Annotated in this window: 18 protein-coding genes; 7 read left to right on the top strand and 11 right to left on the bottom strand. The window is 70.8% G+C overall.

Going from position 1 to position 18,317, the window contains the following annotated elements; translation table 11 throughout:
* From G5C60_RS40040 to G5C60_RS40020, 5 genes are all read right to left on the bottom strand, one after another.
* Positions 1–648: Pvc16 family protein (locus G5C60_RS40040; RefSeq protein WP_165267227.1), on the bottom strand; the 648-nt coding region annotated here is incomplete at its 3' end.
* Between the two features lie 67 nt (positions 649–715).
* Entirely contained in the window at positions 716–1,450 is a 735-nt protein-coding gene (locus tag G5C60_RS40035) for a hypothetical protein (protein ID WP_165267225.1), read from the bottom strand.
* Positions 1,451–1,523: 73 nt separating this feature from the next.
* The gene (locus G5C60_RS40030) at positions 1,524–2,252 is read right to left on the bottom strand and encodes a T4 family baseplate hub assembly chaperone (RefSeq protein WP_165267223.1); all 729 of its coding nucleotides are present in this window, start codon (positions 2,250–2,252) and stop codon (positions 1,524–1,526) included.
* Positions 2,253–2,335: 83 nt separating this feature from the next.
* The gene (locus G5C60_RS40025; protein WP_165267221.1) at positions 2,336–2,860 is read right to left on the bottom strand and encodes a phage tail protein; all 525 of its coding nucleotides are present in this window, start codon (positions 2,858–2,860) and stop codon (positions 2,336–2,338) included.
* 35 nt (positions 2,861–2,895) lie between these two features.
* Complete coding sequence (locus tag G5C60_RS40020) at positions 2,896–4,761, bottom strand: phage tail sheath family protein (RefSeq protein WP_165267219.1); 1,866 nt, start codon at positions 4,759–4,761, stop codon at positions 2,896–2,898.
* 373 nt (positions 4,762–5,134) lie between these two features.
* On the opposite strand from G5C60_RS40020, the gene G5C60_RS40015 reads away from it, so the two are divergent.
* Positions 5,135–5,557: a YchJ family protein gene (locus G5C60_RS40015; RefSeq protein ID WP_165267217.1), complete on the top strand. Its 423-nt coding sequence runs from the start codon at positions 5,135–5,137 to the stop codon at positions 5,555–5,557.
* Here the strand turns inward: G5C60_RS40015 and G5C60_RS40010 are convergent.
* Positions 5,550–6,260 (bottom strand): FadR/GntR family transcriptional regulator, encoded by a 711-nt coding sequence (locus G5C60_RS40010; RefSeq protein WP_165267215.1) that lies wholly within the window; start codon positions 6,258–6,260, stop codon positions 5,550–5,552. The genes G5C60_RS40015 and G5C60_RS40010 overlap by 8 nt on opposite strands.
* A 180-nt stretch (positions 6,261–6,440) precedes the next feature.
* On the opposite strand from G5C60_RS40010, the gene G5C60_RS40005 reads away from it, so the two are divergent.
* The 4 genes from G5C60_RS40005 (at position 6,441) to G5C60_RS39990 (ending at position 10,301) form a co-directional block, all read left to right on the top strand.
* Positions 6,441–6,959 (top strand): gluconokinase, encoded by a 519-nt coding sequence (locus G5C60_RS40005; protein WP_165267213.1) that lies wholly within the window; start codon positions 6,441–6,443, stop codon positions 6,957–6,959.
* A gap of 107 nt (positions 6,960–7,066) precedes the next feature.
* Positions 7,067–8,461 (top strand): GntT/GntP/DsdX family permease, encoded by a 1,395-nt coding sequence (locus G5C60_RS40000; protein WP_165267211.1) that lies wholly within the window; start codon positions 7,067–7,069, stop codon positions 8,459–8,461.
* 20 nt (positions 8,462–8,481) lie between these two features.
* Positions 8,482–9,243, top strand: a complete 762-nt coding sequence (locus G5C60_RS39995; protein ID WP_165267209.1) for an SDR family oxidoreductase — start codon at positions 8,482–8,484, stop codon at positions 9,241–9,243.
* 14 nt (positions 9,244–9,257) lie between these two features.
* Positions 9,258–10,301: an L-idonate 5-dehydrogenase gene (locus G5C60_RS39990; RefSeq protein ID WP_165267208.1), complete on the top strand. Its 1,044-nt coding sequence runs from the start codon at positions 9,258–9,260 to the stop codon at positions 10,299–10,301.
* Between the two features lie 276 nt (positions 10,302–10,577).
* On the opposite strand, the gene G5C60_RS39985 is transcribed toward G5C60_RS39990, so the two are convergent.
* The 5 genes from G5C60_RS39985 to G5C60_RS39965 all read right to left on the bottom strand — a co-directional run bounded on the left by G5C60_RS39985 (position 10,578) and on the right by G5C60_RS39965 (position 16,439).
* The gene (locus G5C60_RS39985; RefSeq protein WP_165267229.1) at positions 10,578–11,213 is read right to left on the bottom strand and encodes a cytochrome b/b6 domain-containing protein; all 636 of its coding nucleotides are present in this window, start codon (positions 11,211–11,213) and stop codon (positions 10,578–10,580) included.
* A gap of 1 nt (position 11,214) precedes the next feature.
* Complete coding sequence (locus tag G5C60_RS39980; RefSeq protein ID WP_165267206.1) at positions 11,215–11,952, bottom strand: molybdopterin-dependent oxidoreductase; 738 nt, start codon at positions 11,950–11,952, stop codon at positions 11,215–11,217.
* A gap of 100 nt (positions 11,953–12,052) precedes the next feature.
* Positions 12,053–13,609: an APC family permease gene (locus tag G5C60_RS39975; RefSeq protein WP_165267204.1), complete on the bottom strand. Its 1,557-nt coding sequence runs from the start codon at positions 13,607–13,609 to the stop codon at positions 12,053–12,055.
* A gap of 47 nt (positions 13,610–13,656) precedes the next feature.
* Positions 13,657–14,607, bottom strand: a complete 951-nt coding sequence (locus G5C60_RS39970) for a hypothetical protein (protein ID WP_165267202.1) — start codon at positions 14,605–14,607, stop codon at positions 13,657–13,659.
* 176 nt (positions 14,608–14,783) lie between these two features.
* Positions 14,784–16,439, bottom strand: coding sequence for an FAD-binding dehydrogenase (locus G5C60_RS39965; protein ID WP_165267200.1), 1,656 nt, complete (start codon positions 16,437–16,439; stop codon positions 14,784–14,786).
* 182 nt (positions 16,440–16,621) lie between these two features.
* On the opposite strand from G5C60_RS39965, the gene G5C60_RS39960 reads away from it, so the two are divergent.
* A complete protein-coding gene (locus tag G5C60_RS39960; protein ID WP_165267198.1) occupies positions 16,622–17,521 on the top strand; it encodes a DMT family transporter in 900 nt (299 codons plus the stop codon).
* Positions 17,522–17,529: 8 nt separating this feature from the next.
* A complete protein-coding gene (locus tag G5C60_RS39955) occupies positions 17,530–18,051 on the top strand; it encodes an NUDIX hydrolase (RefSeq protein WP_165267196.1) in 522 nt (173 codons plus the stop codon).
* The last annotated feature ends 266 nt before the right edge of the window (positions 18,052–18,317 follow it).

Raw genomic sequence — 18,317 nt, 5'->3', positions numbered from 1 at the left:
GGGCGTCCCCGCCCCGCTCGGCTCCGCCGGCGCCCCGGGCGCCCCGAACGGCAGCACCCGTACCGTCTGCCGTTCCACCGGCTTCGCCGGGACGGGCTTCTCGCGGCCCTCGATGAAGACGAGAGCCGCCTGGTACACCACCGACAGCGAGTACGGGGTCTGGTGCAACATCCCCCACAGCTTCGAGGTCTCGTCGATGTCCATCACCGTCGGCGTGAACCGCACCCGCTGTGCCGCCTCGGCCAGGTCGCTCCCCTCCAGATAGGGCCGCTCACGTGCCAGTTCGATGATGTCCTTCGGCAGGACGGGTATCTCGTGCAGCGTGCGCACCACTGAGCCGATCAGCCGCTGGCCGACCAGTTCGGTCTCCTCGCCGTACGCGCTGATCACGAAGTGCAGGTCCAGTGCCGCGGCGGGCCGCTTGAGGAGCGTGCCGTCGGACGCGCGGGTCGGCAGGTCGTTGTTCCGCTGCGACGTGTTGGGCGTGACCTGGTACAGGAACACGGTGATGGTGGGATCCGTCGGCGGGTCGGCCGGCGGCTTGCGCGGCTCGACCTTGACGGCCATGTCGATCTCGGGCTGCAGATTGGCCTCGATCAGCAGGGCGAGGGCCTGGGTGACGTGGGCGATGGCGAGTGCGTTGCTCATGGCGTCGGTTCCTCGGTCCCTCTGGTCCTCAGTCGCTCTGAAGTCCCTTTGGTGCGTCGTACGTTCCTCACTCGCGCCCCCGCTCCAGGTACTCCGCCAGGCTCACGGCCGCCGCCGGGCGCCGCTCGGCAGCGGGCCGCCGGCTCGCGGCGCCCGGGGACGAACCGGCCGCCGTCACCTCCAGGCGCCCGATCTGCACCTGCACCACCTGCTCGGCGCCGCGCGCCGACCGCCTGCCCGCCGCCTGGCGTACGGCGTCCCGTGCTGCCGCCGTGTCCGCCGCGCTGGGGCGCAGCGCGGCGGACACGGCGGCGCGGGAAGCGGCGTCCGCACCCGAGGGGTGGGGCACGGGCGCCGCGCTCCGGGGGGCGGGCCGCCGCGCGTCATCGCCTCCGGCCGTCCGCCGTGCGGAGTCGGGCGCGGGCCGCGGCCCCGGCGTCACCGGCACGGCGGGGCGGAGCAGCGGCACCTCGGGCTCGGTGCGCGCGGCCGGCCGGGGAGCGGCCTGCTCGGACGGCGCCCGCTCGGTCCGTACGACGGTCCGCTCGCGCTCGGTACGGAACTGGACCTCACGCGTCGCCGGGCGCGCCAAGTCCCCCTCCGATGCCGGGGATTGAGCGGAGGAGGGCCACAGCGGCTCCGCCTCGCCCGGCTCCGGCGTACCGGCCCGTACCGCCTCCACCCGCTCGAAGGGACCGGCGAGTCGCGGCCGTACCCGCACCACGCCGGAGCGCGGCGCGACGGCCGGTGCGTGCCGGGCGAGCAGCCGGTCGAAGAAGTCGGGCGCCCGGGACGGCTCCACAGGCTGCCTTCCCGGTCCTCCCGGTCCTCCCGGTCCTCCCGGTTTGTCCGGTCCTCCCGGTCCTCCCAAGGAGTCAGACATCTGCACACAGCTCCAGGTAGTAGCGGCGCCGCAGCGGGCTGAGCGCCAGGATCTCCGGCTCGTTCCAGCCGTACGCGGTGGCGAGCAGGTGGACGTCGAGGAGCACGTCCCGTGCCCAGGCGTCCAGTTCGGTCCACAGGTAGGAGGCGATGTCGAGCTCGGCACGGGTGGCCGCGCCGCACTCGGGACAGCTGACGTTGAGCGTCACGTCGGCGCCCGGGTCGGCCGCCTGCGCCGCCTCGGCGAGCCGGCGCTGTACTGCCTCGGGCAGTGCGTCGGCGGAGACGGTCTCCCCTTCGCGCGCCGCCGAGACGACGCACTGTGCGAGCAGGGCCCGCCGGGGGTCCGGCTGCCGGGCAGCCGCCGTCAGGTCGGCGACGCCCGGCACCCGGAACTCGACCTCCCAGCCGTCCTCGACGACCCGGACCAGCGGTTCGGCGGGCACGCCCATCGACCGGGCGAACTCCCCGGCGTCCAGGTCGAACTCCATGTCCTCACCGCACGCGCCGCATTCGAGGCGTACCTGCATCCGCTCGCCGAACAGCGCGCGGCGCAGCGCGAGGAGATCCGCCTCACGCTCGCCCACCGGCAGCGAGGACAGCGTCTCGCCGCCGGTGTCCGGGCGTGCGGCGCGGTGCAGCAGCAGGGCACGTCCGGAGGGCGCCTGGGCAAGTCCCGCCTCCCAGGTGGCCAGGAGGTCAGCCGCCCGAGTGATCGCCATGCCCGCCCCCGATCCGTGCCCCGCCCGCCGCGGCAGGGGCCGTCGTGCTCACGTTCCAGTCGTACCGTTCAACTCGCCGCTGTTCAGGCGGGGTTGAGGAACGAGGGCTCCTCCGGCTCGGACACCTCGTAGTCCCGCTCCCAGCCCTCGCACTCGAGCTTCAGCGACTGGATCGCCACCGCGTTGGCGTTGGCGTCCATCTCACCGAGGACCTGGTACTCGCTGGGCCAGGTCCGGTAGAGCTTGTGCGAGACGGCCACCTGGCCGGCCTCGTTGAGGACCTGGATCACGATGTCCTTGCGGAAGTCGGCGAGGGACACCTCGGACCCGAGGCCCGCCCCCACCTGCCAGACCTTGTTGGCCCAGCGGTCGAACTCGGGGTCGTGGGTGACCCCGCGCTCCAGCGTGATGCCCTCGAACTCGGAGCGCCCCGGCGACTTGCGCGGGGAGCTGGGGTCGCCGCCGTGCCGGTGCTTGACGACCTCGGTGGTCCGCTTCAGCGGACTGATCTTGCTGATGCCCGCGACCGTACGCCCGTCCCACAGGACGAGGAACTTGAAGTTCTTGTACGGGTCGAAGCGATGGGCGTTGACAGTGAACTCAGCCATCGAATTTCCTCAAGATTCCCTGGAGCGAAGCTTCCCTAGAGCTCGAACTGCCCGGATGTCTGCTGGATCCTGACGATCACGAACTCGGCGGGCCTGACCGGGGCGATGCCGACCAGCACGTTCACGACGCCGTTCTCGATGTCCTCGTCCGTCGTGGTGTCGTGGTCGCACTTGACGAAGTACGCCTCGCGCGGCGTGCCGCCCTTGAAGGCGCCCTGACGGAAGAGGTTGTGCAGATACGAGGAGGCGTTGAGCCGGATCTGCTGCCACAGGTTCTCGTCGTTGGGCTCGAACACGACCCACTGCAGCCCGCGCTGCAGGCTCTCCTCCACGTGCAGGGCGAGCCGCCGCACGGGGACGTACTTCCATTCGCTGTCGAGCGCGTCGGAGCCCTCCAGGGTGCGGGCGCCCCACACCAGCGGGCCGACCATCGGGAAGGTGCGCAGGCAGTTGACGCCCAGCGGGTTGAGCAGTCCGGTCTCGCGGTCGGTGAGGTTGACCGTGAGGGAGTGGACGCCCGCGAGCCGGGCCTCGGTGCCGGCCGGCGCCTTCCACACGCCGCGCTCGGAGTCGGTGCGCGCGTAGACGCCAGCGACCGCGCCGGACGGCGGGAAGGAGCGCAGCCGCCCGGTGAGCGGGTCGGTGAGCTGGAGGTGCGGGAAGTACAGGCCCGCGTGGTTGCCGCGTACGGCGTCGAAGGCCGCGAGCCCGGCACGGGCGGTGTCCACGCTGACCCAGTTGCCGGGCGCGTCGACGAGGAGGAAGATCCGCCGCTCCTGGCACAGCCGTTGGGCCGCCGAGACGACCGTGACCATGTCCTGGGTCGACTCGTACGACGCCAGCTCCGGCAGGACCAGCAGGTTGACGTCGGAGACGCCGCGCAGGGCCTGGATGCCGGACTTGTCGGCCTCGCCGCCGATGAGGTCGTGCGGTCCCGGCGCCTCGCCGTCCTCGCCGTCCTCCAGCGGGAAGACGGGCGGGTTGACGGAGGCCTCCAGGCCCAGGTCGTTGGCGCACTCGCCGACGAAGCGGACGACGTCCTCGGGATCGGTGGAGCCCGCGACGACCTGGAGGCGCTTGCCGAAGGCGGTGACCTCGGCGCCCGCGAAGGCGTGCTTGCCGGGCGCGTCGGGCAGCGCCCGCAGCTTGCGCTCCAGGAGCAGGGCGAGTTCGGTGACGCCGCTGGGCGCCTCGCCGTCCGCGTCCGGGTCGTACAGCGTGAACTCGCGCTCGACCTCGCCGATCTTCACCGTCAAGTCGACGGCCAGGTCGGGCAGTTCCTGTCCGAAAGGCTTGGAGACGGTGCCGGAAGGATCGGGGCGGCCCTCGCCTACGGCCTCGACGCGGATGAGTCGCGACCCCGCGTTGATCACGGTCGGCGCGTGCCGGCCGTGCGAAGCGTTCATGGACAGGCCGGTGAAGCTCTCGCGGGCCTCGCCCTTGGCGTCGTACACCCGCAGGTTGAACGTTTCGTCAGGGCTGGGCGTGTCGTAGTCGACGGCGACCCGCAGGCCGTTGCCCCACACGCCCGGTTCCTTGGCGTGCACTTCGAGGACCGCGCTCTCGCTGTGGCCCTCGGTGGACTCCAGGGTCACGCCTGCGGACTTGCCGCTGCCCGCCTTGGCGACGCGCACGATCACAGCGACGGTGCCGCCGTTGCCGAAGAACTGGTGCACCGCGTAGCCGACGGCGCTCTGCGAACTCAAGCCCCCGAAGCGGCGCTCGAAGTCGGTGAAGCTCGTGACGCGTACCGGCTCGTTCAGCGGACCGCGCCGGGTGTGCCCCACGAAGGCGGTCACCGAGGTGGTGACGGTCGAGATGGTCCGGGTGCTGCTGGGAAGCTCCTCGACGTAGACGCCGGGATACGTCGGCCTGGCAGTGTTCACCGCGCTCATCGGCATTCCCCCTCCTAATCCCTAATCCGTTCTCGGGCACCAGGTGAAAGGCACCAAGAGGCGGCAGAAGGAGGTGGTGCGGTGCAGCGCGCGTCGGCCCGTCCCGCGCGTGGTGCATGCGACGGGGCACGCGCACCCCATCAGTCCCCCGTCAGTGCCCGGACGGTTGCCATCCGGGTCAAGCGATGTGCTTGTGACTCCTGATGCGTAGTGCGTACCCAGCCTGAAGCGCTCGGCTTTCGGACAACAAGGCAGGTTCAGGCCAGCGCGAGGGAGGGTTCCGTGAAGGCGGTTCCACGCAACTCGCACGCCGTGCCCGCGTGTCACGGCGGATGATCCACAGCTCTGGCACAGAGGAGCGTTGCCGCAGAATAGGAGCATGCCCCGACGTACTTCCCGCCCCGGTCGACAGCGGCCCGACCGTCCGGTTCAGCCCGCTTCCTGCCCCTGTGGTCTGCAACGGACATATGTAATCTGCTGTGGCCGGTTCCACCGGGGTGAGGCGGTGGCACCCACCGCTCAGGATCTGATGCGGTCGCGGTACAGCGCGTTCGTGAAGCGCGACGAGGCGTACCTGCTGCGGACCTGGCATCCGCGGACGCGGCCGCCGCGGGTGGAGTTCGATCCGGGGATGCGGTGGACGGGCCTGGAGATCCTCGGCACGAGCGAGGGGTCGGCGTTCCACACGACGGGCACCGTCACCTTCCGCGCGAGCTACGCGGGCGGCTCGCTGCACGAGCGGAGCCGCTTCGAGCGGGTCGACGGGGCGTGGGTGTACGTGGACGGGGAGTTCATCAGCTAGCGGGAGGCGCCAGGATGTCCAGCTCCTGGAGCGCGCCCACCGCGATCTCCCGGGTCAGCTCCTCCGCACGGTCCGCGTCGCCCTCCCGTACCGCCTCCGCGACCTGGACGTGCAGGGTGACGGCGGCCGGGTCGGGGTCCCAGAACATGACCCGGTGATGGGTGCGGCCCGCCAGGACCTCGGCCACCACGTCGCCGAGGCGGGCGAACATCTCGTTGCCGGACGCGTTGAGGACGACCCGGTGGAAGGCGATGTCGTGCACGAGGTACTTCTCGAGCTGATGGCCGCGTGAGGTGGCGACCATACCCAGGGCGCACTCGGTGAGTTCGGCGCACTGTTCGGCCGTGGCGTGCTTCGCGGCCAGGCCCGCGGCGACCGGTTCGACGGCGGAGCGCAGCACGGTGAGCGAGCGCAGCTGGCGCGGCCGGTCGGCGCCCGCGAGACGCCACCGGATGACCTGCGGATCGTAGACGTTCCACTCGGAGTCGGGGAGCACGGTCACGCCGACCCGGCGACGGGACTCGACCAGGTGCATCGACTCCAGGACGCGGACGGCCTCGCGCATCACGGACCGCGACACCTCGAAGCGCTGCGCCAACTCGTCGGTGCGCAGAACGCTGCCCGGTGGGTACTCACCAGCCGTGATCGCAGGACCGAGGCTCTCCAGTACATGGCCGTGCAGCCCCCGGCCCGGTGTGCTCATGAGGTTCAGCCTACGAGGCACGGCGAGGGAAGAAAAAGTCAGACTTTTATGTCACAGACTCTTGAACTCGTATGACCTAATGCGTTTCAGTGTCGTGCACGGATGCGGCACACGGCACTCGGCGTACATCCCTCATCCCTGCGTCGACCGTCCGATGTCGAAGAAGACAGCGAGAGCACGATGAATCAACCGCAGTCCCCCCATGTCGTCGTGATCATGGGAGTGGCAGGCACCGGCAAGACCACCATCGGTCCCCTGCTCGCCGACCGGCTCGGCGTGCCGTACGCCGAGGGCGACGACTTCCACCCCGAGGCCAACATCGCCAAGATGTCGGCCGGGACGCCGCTGACCGACGAGGACCGCAGGCCGTGGCTGGACGCCATCGGCCGGTGGGCGCACGGGCGGGCCGGTCTCGGAGGGGTGGTCAGCTGCTCCGCGCTGAAACGGAGTTACCGCGATCGCCTGCGGGCCTCCGCTCCCGGAGTCGTCTTCGTGCATCTCACGGGTGACCGCAAGCTCATCGAGGACCGCATGGCGCACCGTCAGGGGCACTTCATGCCGACGGCGCTGCTGGACTCCCAGTTCGCCACCCTCCAGCCGCTCCAGTCGGACGAGGCGGGTGTCGCCGTGAATGTGGCCGGCAGTCCCGAGGAGATCGCCGAGCGGGCCGTGACCGCTCTGCGCGGCCTCGACGGGTAACTCCGCGGCCTCGACCGGTAACTCCGCGGCCTCAAGCAGCAACTCCCTCCCCCAACTTCCCCCTGCCCTCAACTCCCCTCCCCCCAAGCCACTCAAGGAAGAGCACCGTGACCAGTCTCAGCGTCGAGATGCTGGCAGCGGACCCCGAGCCGATCACCTCGGCGGGTCATGCGCAGCTGGGCATCGCCGTTCTGGCGGGCATCGCCGTCATCGTCCTGCTCATCACCAAGTTCAAGCTGCACGCCTTTCTCGCGCTGACCATCGGGACGCTGGCACTGGGCGCCATCGCCGGGGCGCCGCTCGACAAGGCCATCGAGAGTTTCAGCGCCGGCCTCGGTTCGACGGTCGCCGGCGTGGGTGTCCTCATCGCGCTCGGTGCCATCCTGGGCAAGCTGCTCGCGGACTCCGGCGGCGCGGACCAGATCGTCGACACGATCCTCGCGAAGGCGGGCGGGCGTTCGATGCCGTGGGCGATGGTGCTGATCGCCTCGGTGATCGGGCTGCCGCTGTTCTTCGAGGTCGGCATCGTGCTGCTGATCCCGGTCGTCCTGATGGTGGCCAAGCGCGGCAACTACTCGCTGATGCGGATCGGCATCCCGGCGCTCGCGGGCCTGTCCGTGATGCACGGTCTGATCCCGCCGCACCCCGGCCCGCTCGTCGCGATCGACACGGTCAAGGCCGACCTCGGTGTCACCCTCGCTCTCGGTCTGCTGGTCGCCATCCCGACCGTGGTCATCGCGGGCCCGATGTTCTCGAAGTACGCGGCCCGCTGGGTGGACGTGCCCGCCCCCGAGAAGATGATCCCGCAGCGCACCTCCGACGACCTGGAGAAGCGCCCCGGCTTCGGCGCCACCATCGCCACCGTGCTGCTGCCGGTCGTGCTGATGCTGGCCAAGGCGCTGGTGGACATCGTCATCGACGACCCCGAGGACATGGTGCAGCGCGTCTTCGACGTGGTCGGCTCCCCGCTGATCGCGCTGCTCGCGGCCGTGCTCGTCGGCATCTTCACCCTTGGCCGGGCGGCCGGCTTCACCAAGGACCGGATCTCGACGACGGTCGAGAAGTCCCTCGGCCCGATCGCGGGCATCCTGCTCATCGTCGGCGCGGGCGGCGGCTTCAAGCAGACGCTGATCGACTCCGGTGTGGGCCAGATGATCCTGGACATATCCGAGGACTGGTCGATACCCGCCCTGCTGCTCGCCTGGCTGATCGCGGTGGCGATCCGGCTCGCGACCGGCTCCGCGACCGTCGCCACCATCTCGGCGGCCGGCCTCGTCGCGCCGCTCGCGGCCGACATGTCGACCGCGCACACGTCGCTGCTGGTGCTGGCGATCGGTGCCGGTTCGCTGTTCTTCAGCCATGTCAACGACGCCGGGTTCTGGCTGGTGAAGGAGTACTTCGGCCTCGACGTCGGCCAGACGATCAAGACGTGGTCGGTGATGGAGACCCTCATCTCGGTGGTCGCCGGAGGCGTTGTCCTGCTGCTGTCACTCGTCATCTAGCGCCCGTCAGGAGTACGAGCATGAGTCATCCCCTCTTCGACATCAGCGGCCGTACGGCGCTGGTCACCGGCTCCAGCCGGGGCATCGGACACGCACTGGCCCGCGGCCTGGCGGAGGCCGGCTGCACGGTGGTGCTCAACGGCCGGGACACATCGCGGCTCGCGAAGGCGGCGGCGGAACTGCCCGGCGACGCCATCCACACCGCCGCCTTCGACGTGACCGACGGGCCGTCGGTGGCAGCCGGGATCGCGGACATCGAGGAGAGGGTGGGCCCGCTCGACATCCTCGTCAACAACGCCGGGATGCAACTGCGGGCCCAGCTCCTGGAGTTCACGGACACCGACTGGCACCGGATCCTCAACACCAACCTGACCAGCGCGTTCCTGGTGGGCCGGGAAGCCGCCCGGCGGATGACGGAGCGCGGCCACGGCAAGATCGTCAACATCTGCTCGCTGCAGAGCGAGGTGGTACGGCCCGGGATCGCACCGTACGCCGCCACCAAGGGCGCGCTGAAGATGCTCACCAAGGGCATGTGCGCGGACTGGGGGTCGTACGGCGTACAGGTCAACGGGCTCGGTCCCGGCTACATCGAGACCGAGCTCACCCAACCGCTCGTCGACGACCCGGAGTTCAGCGCATGGGTGCGGCGACGTACGCCCGCGGGGCGCTGGGGCCGTACGGAGGACCTGGTCGGCGGGGTGCTCTTCCTCGCCTCGCCCGCGGCGGACTTCGTGAGCGGGCAGATTCTGTACGTCGACGGCGGCATGACCAGCGTCCTGTGAAAGGGGCTTTCGCGATGCTCGGCTGCGTGATCCACGGCCAGGGAGACCTGCGGGTCGACGAACTGCCGACCCCGTCACCGGGCCCCGGCGAGGCGCTCGTCGCCGTTCGCTACGGCGGCGTGTGCGGCTCCGATCTGCACTACTGGCGGCACGGCGGCGTCGGGGACTTCCGGTTGCGGGAGCCGATGGTGCTGGGGCACGAGGTGGTGGGGACGGTGGTCTCGTACGGGGCCGGGGGTGACGGTCCCGCGCCGGGTACGGCTGTCGCGGTGCACCCGGCGACGCCCTGCGGGGTGTGCCCGGAGTGCGTGTCCGGGCGGCGGAACGTGTGCCGGGACACCCGCTACCTCGGCAGCGCCGCGCGCACGCCGCACGTTCAGGGCGGGTTCGCGGCCCGGGTCGTCGTGCCCGCCGAGCAGTTGAGGGCCCTGCCCGACGGGCTCCCGCTGCGCCGGGCCGCGCTGGCCGAGCCGTTGTCCGTCGCGCTGCACGCGGTGCGGCGGGCCGGGGACGTGGCCGGGCAGCACGTCCTCGTCACCGGGGCGGGGCCCATCGGCTGTCTCGTCGTCGCGGCGGCGAAGGCGGCGGGGGCCGCGCGGGTGATTGTCACGGATCTGGTGCCGCGGGCGCTGGAGTATGCGGTGGTGGCTGGTGCGGATGCGGTCGTGCGGGCGGATGCGGTCGTGCGTGCGGACGATCCCGCGTCTTCCGGGTTGCCCGCGGAGGTCGACACCGCGGTCGAGGCCTCCGGGGTCGCTGCCGGCCTGGACACGTGCCTGCGCCTCGTGCGGCGCGGCGGAGTCGTTGTCCAGCTCGGCATGCTCCCGGCGGGGCAGAGCGCCTTCGCCGGGAACCTCGTTGTGAGCCGTGAGATCGAGCTTCGGGGGGCGTTTCGCTTTGACGCGGAGTTCGACGACGCGGTCGCGTTGCTTTCGCGGGAGCGCGGGTTCGACGGGCTGGTGAGCGCGGTTGTCCCGCTCCGCGAGGCGGAGTCGGCCTTCACGCTGGCCGCGGACCGTACGAAGTCCTGCAAGGTGTTGCTGGACTTCGAGGGTTAGTGGTCGGGTGCGGGTTGTTTGTGGCTGGTCGCGCAGTTCCCCACGCCCCCTCCCGCCGGTGGGCAAGTGGCGGGTGCGTGGTGGCTGGTCCGTTATGGCTTACGCGTGGCTGCAGGCGCAGGCTTTTGCTTTTAGGGGCGCGGGGAACTGCGCGACAAGCCACGACGAACCCGCACTCGCCCCACGAACCGAACCCACCGCCCCCGTAGGCACCCGCCCAACCGCCGGAGGCAGGGGCGCGACCAGCCACAACGGGCCCGCAGCCGACAACGAACCCTATGGACGCCAGAGCGAATGCTCCCGCTCAGCCCACTCCCGGTCCACTGACCCCGTCCGCATCCCCCGACGCGACTCCGGATCCGCCAGCGCCATACCGATATGGCCGGCCAGGACGATGCCGATCGTCAGGGCGAGCCAGTCGTGGACGAAGGTCGCGCTGGTGCGCCAGACGAGCGGTGTGAGGTGGGTGAACCACATCAGCAGGCCCGTGCCGAGCATCACCAGCGTCGCCCCGGCGATCCAGGCCGCGTACGTCTTCTGGCCCGCGTTGAACTTGCCGGCCGGACGGGCGGCGGGGCGGGCGTCACGGCGCAGGGCCGAGCGCAGCCATACCCGGTCGTGCGGCCCGAAGCGGTTCAGCAGGCGCAGGTCCGTGCGGAAGGCGCGGAACGCGAGACCCACAAGGACGGGCACCGGCAGCAGCAGGCCGGACCACTCGTGCACCGTGACCACCAGCGCACGGCGGCCGACCAGTTCGGCCAGCTGCGGGACGTACAGGCAGGCCGCTGTCAGCACGCACAGCCCCATCAGCACGGCCGTCACCCGGTGCACCCATCGCTCGGCACGGGTGAAGCGGCGTACGCGCAAGGAGCCGACGGGCTCGTCGGCTGCCGGACCGGCCGGCGGCGTCATCTCATGTGGCCTCATCGTCACGTCCGTTCGAGCGGCCCACCCACGCGTCCACGTCGTAGCCGCGCTTCTCCCAGTAGCCGGGACGGACGTCCGACGTGACGGTGATGCCGGAGAGCCACTTCGCGGACTTGTAGAAGTACATGGGGGCGACGTAGAGGCGGACGGGGCCGCCGTGGGAGTGGGACAGGTCCTTGTCCTGCATGCGCAGGGCGACCAGGACGTCGGCGCGGCGGGCCTGGGACAGGGTCAGGCTCTCCGAGTACGTACCGTCGAAGCACGTGAAGCGCACCGCCCCGGCCGATGAGCGCACCCCCGCGGCGTCCAGCAGCCGGGAGAGGCGTACGCCCTCGAAGGGCGTGTCCGGCACCCGCCAGCCCGTGACGCACTGGACGTCGCGGACCAGCCGGGTCTGCGGCAGGGCGCGCAGTTCGGGGAGCGTGTACGTGGTGGGGCGGTCCACCAGACCGTCGATGGTGAGGCGGTAGTTGTCCGTGTTCTTGTGCGGGACGGACGAGGCGACCGAGTAGTAGCGGAAGCCGCCCCCGTTGGGGAGGAGGCCGGTCAGTCCGGTCGGGTCCTTGTCGGCGGCACCGCCGAGGAAGGACTCTAGGCCGCGCTGGAGCGTGGGCGCTGCGGCCACACCGAGCGCGCCAAGCCCGAGCATGCCGAGCACGAGCCGCCGCCCTACGGGCGAGCCGCCTTCCTCCGGTTCCGACGCCGTCGGTTGTTCCGAGTTCACTCATTGATTCGAGCACCCCCGGGCCCCGTAGGGCCAGGGGTCAGGGGTGCCCGTCAGTAATCCGTAATCAGTTCTCGCCGATCTTTGAGGAGGCGGGCCTTCAGGAGGCGGACTCCGCCGCCTTGTCCAGCTGGAACGCCTCGTTCCCGAGTCCGATGCGGGCGTACGCCTCGGGGTTGCGGGAGCGCAGCAGCAGGCCCTGGAGCAGGCCGAGTACGGCGGCCAGCAGGATGATGCCGGGCAGCACCCAGCTCAGCGCGGAGCCGGGGCCCGCGCCGACGAGTACCTCGAAGTCCTTGACGGTGTAGACCGCGATGACGAGCAGCGCGACACCCGCGACCGCGGAGGCGGCCAGCCGCCAGGCCTGTGCACGGGCGGAGCCGCGGCGGGCGAAGAAGACGATGACCGAGAGCGAGGCCGCCGCCATGAGCAGGATGACGCCGAGCGCTCCGATGTTGCCGAGCCAGGTGAACAGGTGCAGCACGGGCGCGGTCGGGTCCCCGGTCGGCTTGTCGTCGGCGAAGGCGAACGCCGCGATGACCACCACGGCGACGACCGACTGGAGCAGCGAGCCGGTGCCGGGCGCGCCGCTCGCACCCGTCGTCCGGCCGAAGGCGGAGGGCAGCAGGCCTTCACGGCCCATGGCGAAGGCGTACCGCGCGACGACGTTGTGGAAGCTGAGCAGCGCCGCGAACATCCCGGTCACGAACAGCACATGGAGCACGTCCGTGAACGTCTCGCCGAGCCGCGACTCGGTGAGGAAGAACAGCAGCCCGGCACTCTGCTTCTGCGCGGTTCCCACGATGGCCGAGGGTCCCGCGGCGACGGTCAGCGCCCAGGAGCTGAGCGCGAAGAAGACGGCGACGAAGCCGATCGCGAGGAACATCACGCGCGGGACCAGGATGTGCGGACGGCTGGTCTCCTCCGCGTACACGGGGGCCTGCTCGAAGCCGGTGAAGGCGGCGATGCAGAAGCACAGGGCGGTGCCGATGCCCGCGCCCGTGAGGGTGTCGGGGTTGAAGGCGTGCAGCGACAGGCCCTCCTTCGCGGGGTCGGCGACGGCCGCGACGTCGAAGATGACGACGAGCGCCACCTCGATGAGCAGCAGCACACCGAGCACGCGCGCGTTCACGTCGATCTTCAGCCAGCCGAGCGCGCCGACGACGAGCGCGGCGGCCAACGCCGGTATCCACCAGGCGACTTCGACTTCGAGGTAGGTGCCGAACAGTCCGGACACCTCGAAGCCGAAGATGCCGAAGATGCCGACCTGCAGAGCGCTGTAGGCGACCAGCGCGACCGCCGCGGCCCCCGAGCCCGCCGTGGCGCCGAGGCCGCGGGAGATGTACGCGTAGAAGGCGCCCGCGTTGTGGACGTGGCGGCTCATCTCCGCGTAGCCGACGCTGAAGAGGACGAGCACCACTCCGAGGATGACGAAGAGCAGCGGCTGGCCGACGATGCCCATCACCGCGAATGTGGTGGGCATGACACCCGCGACCACCATGAGCGGGGCGGTCGCCGCGAGGACGGAGAGCAGCAGGCCCCCCGTACCGAGCCGGTCGGCGCGCAGCGCGCGCTCCTGTCCTTTGAAGGTGCTGATGCCGCTGCCGTCGGCTGCCGGTCTGCTCGCGCTCGAGGTGTTCGAACTGCCCGTCGTCATCGCGGGGTTGTCCTTTCGGATGTGAAGTGGTCGCTCGCTGGTCGTGCTCACGCCGTGCCGAGCGCGCTGGCGCGTGCGGCACGGAAGGCTTTGTACGGGTCCCGGTCCGGGTACGACCACGGCGCCGGGGTCGCGTGCGGTCCGATGCGGTGGAACAGGGCGGTGGCCTCGGCGCTCCGGCCCTCGCAGAACTTGGCGTGGGCGAGGAAGTTGAGGTCGATGTGGCTGCGCGGGTGGTCGTCGCGCTCCCACTCCAGCCACCAGTCGAAGGCCGCCTTCATCACCTGGCGGGCCCGGCGGCCGACCCAGTGCCCGGAGGCCACGGGGTCGGCGGGCGCACTGCCCGCGGCGGCAAGGACGCGGTAGCGCTCGGCGTGCGCGACGACGGGCAGGATCGCGAGCGGCGAGTCGGCGGGCGCGTGTTCGGCGGACCAGGCCGCGAAGTCGTAGACCTCGTGCAGCGGATCCTGGCCCGTTTCCGGCCGGCGCTCGGCGAGCCGGGCCGCCATCAGATGGTGGGCGTGATGGTGATCGGGATACCGGTGCCGCACCTCGTCGAAGAGCCGCACCACGTCACCCTCCGCGCCGAGATGACGCTCCAGCATCAGCAGGCCGAGCCAGGGCGTGGGGTCGGCGGGTGCGAGCCCGGCCGCGGCACGGCAGGCCTCGCGCGCCCGCTCCGGCTTCGCCTTGCCGTGCAGGGCGCGTTGCACGGTGGCCACGGCGAGCAGGACGGTGGCATCGGCGGACTCCGGTTCGGCGACCAGCCAGTCGCGGGCCCAGGCGTGGGTGGTGGGCTCCTGCGCGAGCACCGTGACGCGATGTCCCCGGCGGTCCCAGTCGTCGCCGGCCTTTGCGAGCAGGGCGCGTACGGCGGTCCACCGGCCCTGCGCCAACGCGGCGCGGGCGGCGATGAGTTCGGCGTCACCGAGAGCGGCGTCGAAGGCATGGGCCGCTCGTTTGCGGCCGCGGCCAAGGGGAGGTGGGGGTGGGGACACCGCGGGACTTCCTCACAGGACGCGATCACGCCAGCGACTGATCACGCACAGCCAACCTCCACCCAACGCTTTCCGTCAAGCCTGACAAATACGCTACTCGTGTCAATCGGCTCAGGAAACGGGCATCGCGGGCCGGGAGTTGGTCCCGGGCCCCGGCCCGCCGCCTTCGCTGACGCTCAGTCCACCGCCTTCGCCGCCGCTCGGCCCGCCGTTCGGCCCGAGAAGAGACAGCCGCCGAGGAAGGTCCCTTCGAGGGAGCGGTAGCCGTGGACGCCGCCGCCTCCGAAGCCGGCCGCCTCGCCGGCCGCGTAGACGCCGGTCAGGGGGTCGCCACCTTCGGTGAGTACGCGGGAGGAGAGGTCGGTCTCCAGGCCGCCGAGGGTCTTGCGGGTGAGGATGTTCAGGCGTACGGCGATCAGCGGTCCGGCCTTGGGGTCGAGGATGCGGTGCGGGGTGGCCGTGCGGATCAGCTTGTCGCCGAGGTACTTGCGGGCGCCGCGGATGGCCGTGACCTGGAGGTCCTTGGTGAACGGGTTCACGATCTCCCGGTCGCGCGCGGTGATCTCGCGGCGCAGCTCGGCCTCGTCGATCAGCGGCTCCTTCGTGAGCGCGTTCATACGGCGGACGAGCGCGCTCAGATCCCTCTCCACGACGAAGTCGACTCCGTTGTCCATGAAGGCCTTCACCGGACCGGGGACGTCGGCGCGCGCCCGCCCGATGACGTCCTTGACGGACTTCCCGGTCAGATCGGGATTCTGCTCGGAACCCGAGAGCGCGAACTCCTTGCCGATGATCTTCTGGTCGAGCACGAACCATGTGTAGTCGTACCCGGTCTTCATGATGTGCTCGAGCGTGCCGAGGGTGTCGAAGCCGGGGAAGAGCGGCACCGGCAGCCGCTTGCCCCGCGCGTCCAGCCACAACGACGACGGTCCGGGCAGGATGCGGATGCCGTGGTTGTCCCAGACGGGATTCCAGTTCTGGATGCCCTCGGTGTAGTGCCACATGCGGTCGCGGTTGATGAGATGCGCGCCCGCGTCCTCCGCGATGGCGAGCATCTTGCCGTCGACGTGCGCGGGTACGCCGGAGATCATCCGCTCCGGCGGAGTGCCCAGCCGCTCCGGCCAGTTGGCGCGTACGAGTTCGTGGTTGCCGCCGATGCCGCCCGAGGTGACGATCACCGCCTGGGCCCGGAGTTCGAAGGCCCCGGTGACCGTGCGGCTGCTCTCCTGCCCGCGCTCGATGTCCGAGGACTCCAGGATCTCGCCGGTGACCGTGTCCACCGCACCGGCGCTGCGCGACAGCCCGGTCACCCGATGCCGGAACTTGAGCTGTACGAGGCCACGCGCGACTCCGGCGCGCACCCGCCGCTCGAACGGCGCGACCAGTCCGGGCCCGGTCCCCCAGGTGATGTGGAAGCGCGGCACGGAGTTGCCGTGGCCGTTCGCGTCGTAACCGCCGCGCTCGGCCCAGCCCACCACCGGGAAGAACCGCACGCCCTGACCGTGCAGCCACGACCGCTTCTCACCGGCCGCGAAGTCCACATACGCCTCGGCCCACCTGCGCGGCCAGTGGTCCTCGGGGCGGTCGAAGGCGGCGGTGCCCAGCCAGTCCTGGAGGGCCAGCGCATGACTGTCCTTGATCCGCATACGGCGCTGCTCGGGCGAGTTCACGAAGAACAGTCCGCCGAACGACCAGTGCGCCTGGCCGCCGATCGACTGCTCCGGCTCCTGGTCGAGAAGGATCACCTTGCGGCCCGCGTCGACGAGCTCCGCGGTCGCCGCGAGCCCGGCGAGGCCCGCCCCGATCACGATCACATCTGCGTCGTACGCCATGAGCAGGTCCTCCTCGGCCTTGTTACTGGTCGGTCAGATCCTTGGGCAACGGCGTGACCGAGTCAACTGCCCGGATGCCGCTCATCCCGCAGCGCCAACACAACCGGGGCGGCTACAGTCGACCGGACATCCGCCCCCGGCTGCCGGGGCTGTCCCCGTCCGACGACCCTGAGGTAAGCAGCGTGTCGCTACTGGTCCTCGTCCTCGCCGTCAGCGCGGCCTGCTGCCTGGGCTTCGGCTTCGTCCTCCAGCAGAACGCGGCGGCACACGCCCCGTTGGGCGACTTCCTCTCCCCCCGGCTGCTCCTCGACCTCGTACGGGTGCCTCGCTGGCTGGGCGGCATCGGGCTCATGACGGCCGGCATGGTCCTCGGCGCGATCGCCCTGGGCAACGGCGAGATCTCCCTGGTGGAGCCACTGCTCGCGACCAACCTCCTCTTCGCGCTCCTCCTCTCCCGTCGGCAGACCCGGCAGCCGCTGGGCCGCCAGGGCTGGGCGGGGCTCGTACTGCTCGCGGGCGGCGTCACCGCGTTCATCGTGGCGGGGCAGCCGGAGGGCGGCGACGCCCTCACCGATCCGCTGCGGCACTGGTTGATCATCGGAGTCATGCTGGGCCTCGCGCTGCTGCTCACCACGTATGCGAAGCGTTCGCGGCTGAGTGCGGGACCGGTACTGCTGGCCTCCGCCGCCGGATTGCTGTACGGCGTGCAGGACGCACTCACCCGCGTGAGCGGCCAGCGCTTCTCCGAGGGCGGCTGGACCGCGCTCGTCACCGGGTGGCAGCCGTACGCGGTACTGGTGCTTGGGGTCACGGGGCTCGTCCTGGTGCAGAGCGCGTTCGAGACCGCGCCCCTGCGAATGTCACTGCCCGCACTGACCGCGACGCAGCCGCTCGCCGGGATCGCCTGCGGCGTCGGATTCCTCGGGGACCGGTTGCGCACCGACACGGGGGCTCTCGCCTGGGAGGCGGCCGGGCTGACCGGGATCGTGGTGGGGGTAGTGCTTCTCGGACTGCATCCGGCCATGCCGAGCGGGATGGCACCGGCGCCGAAGGAGCGGGTACGGGATGCCCGCCCTGTATGAATGGCCGTATGAGCGCAGCTGACGAGATCCTCGACATCGTCGACGAGCATGACCGGATTGTCGGGCAGGCTCCCCGCGGGGAGGCATACGCGCGGGGATTGCGGCATCGGTGTGTGTTCATCCAGGTCCGCGATGCCTCGGGGCGCCTGTTCATCCATCGGCGCACCCCGACCAAGCTGGTTTTCCCCTCCCTGTACGACATGTTCGTCGGCGGGGTCGTAGGGGCGGGCGAGACATACGACGACGCGGCGCTGCGGGAGGCCGAAGAGGAACTGGGCGTCTCCGGGTTGCCCCGCCCCGTCCCGCTCTTCAAGTTCCTGTACGACGACGGGGCCGGTCAGAGCTGGTGGTCGGCCGTGTACGAGGTGCTCTGCTCGTCGCCGGTGAACCCTCAGCCGGAGGAGGTCGCCTGGCACGACTTCCTGCCGGAGGCCGAGGTGGAGCGGCGGCTTACTGAGTGGGCGTGGGTGCCGGACGGGTTGGCGGCGTTTTCGCGTCTTCGGCAGCACCGGGGCGCCTCCGGCGGTTGAGCGGTTGGGTTCGTTGTCGGCTGCAGCGCCGTCGTGGCTGGTCGCGCAGTTCCCCGCGCCCCTGAAAAGCAAAAGCCTGCGCCTCACCGCGCCCGGAGAAAGCACACGCCCCCGAAAAGCCCGCACCCCCAACTACCCGCTCCCTCCCACCGGCGGGAGGGGGCGTGGGTCGGTGCGTCGTATGCCCGTCGCGTAGGTTCGGTCTCAGGCCACCAGGGCCGTGTACCAGCAAAGGGCCGTATGCCCACCCTGCGACGGGCATACGA

Source organism: Streptomyces scabichelini (assembly GCF_011045015.1).
GTDB classification, from domain to species: Bacteria; Actinomycetota; Actinomycetes; order Streptomycetales; family Streptomycetaceae; genus Streptomyces; species Streptomyces scabichelini.
The sequence above is the reverse complement of the archived record's forward strand: the minus strand, read 5'-3'. Positions and strand labels throughout refer to the sequence as shown.

Bases quoted from the DNA above. Each gene is read 5' to 3' on its own strand.
- G5C60_RS40030 (WP_165267223.1), bottom strand. From the start codon at position 2,252: ATGGCGATCACTCGGGCGGCTGACCTCCTGGCCACCTGGGAGGCGGGA.
- G5C60_RS40025 (WP_165267221.1), bottom strand. From the start codon at position 2,860: ATGGCTGAGTTCACTGTCAACGCCCATCGCTTCGACCCGTACAAGAAC.
- G5C60_RS40020 (WP_165267219.1), bottom strand. From the start codon at position 4,761: ATGCCGATGAGCGCGGTGAACACTGCCAGGCCGACGTATCCCGGCGTC.
- G5C60_RS40015 (WP_165267217.1), top strand. From the start codon at position 5,135: ATGCCCCGACGTACTTCCCGCCCCGGTCGACAGCGGCCCGACCGTCCG.
- G5C60_RS40010 (WP_165267215.1), bottom strand. From the start codon at position 6,260: ATGAGCACACCGGGCCGGGGGCTGCACGGCCATGTACTGGAGAGCCTC.
- G5C60_RS40005 (WP_165267213.1), top strand. From the start codon at position 6,441: ATGAATCAACCGCAGTCCCCCCATGTCGTCGTGATCATGGGAGTGGCA.
- G5C60_RS39995 (WP_165267209.1), top strand. From the start codon at position 8,482: ATGAGTCATCCCCTCTTCGACATCAGCGGCCGTACGGCGCTGGTCACC.
- G5C60_RS39990 (WP_165267208.1), top strand. From the start codon at position 9,258: ATGCTCGGCTGCGTGATCCACGGCCAGGGAGACCTGCGGGTCGACGAA.
- G5C60_RS39985 (WP_165267229.1), bottom strand. From the start codon at position 11,213: ATGACGCCGCCGGCCGGTCCGGCAGCCGACGAGCCCGTCGGCTCCTTG.
- G5C60_RS39975 (WP_165267204.1), bottom strand. From the start codon at position 13,609: ATGACGACGGGCAGTTCGAACACCTCGAGCGCGAGCAGACCGGCAGCC.
- G5C60_RS39965 (WP_165267200.1), bottom strand. From the start codon at position 16,439: ATGGCGTACGACGCAGATGTGATCGTGATCGGGGCGGGCCTCGCCGGG.
- G5C60_RS39955 (WP_165267196.1), top strand. From the start codon at position 17,530: ATGAGCGCAGCTGACGAGATCCTCGACATCGTCGACGAGCATGACCGG.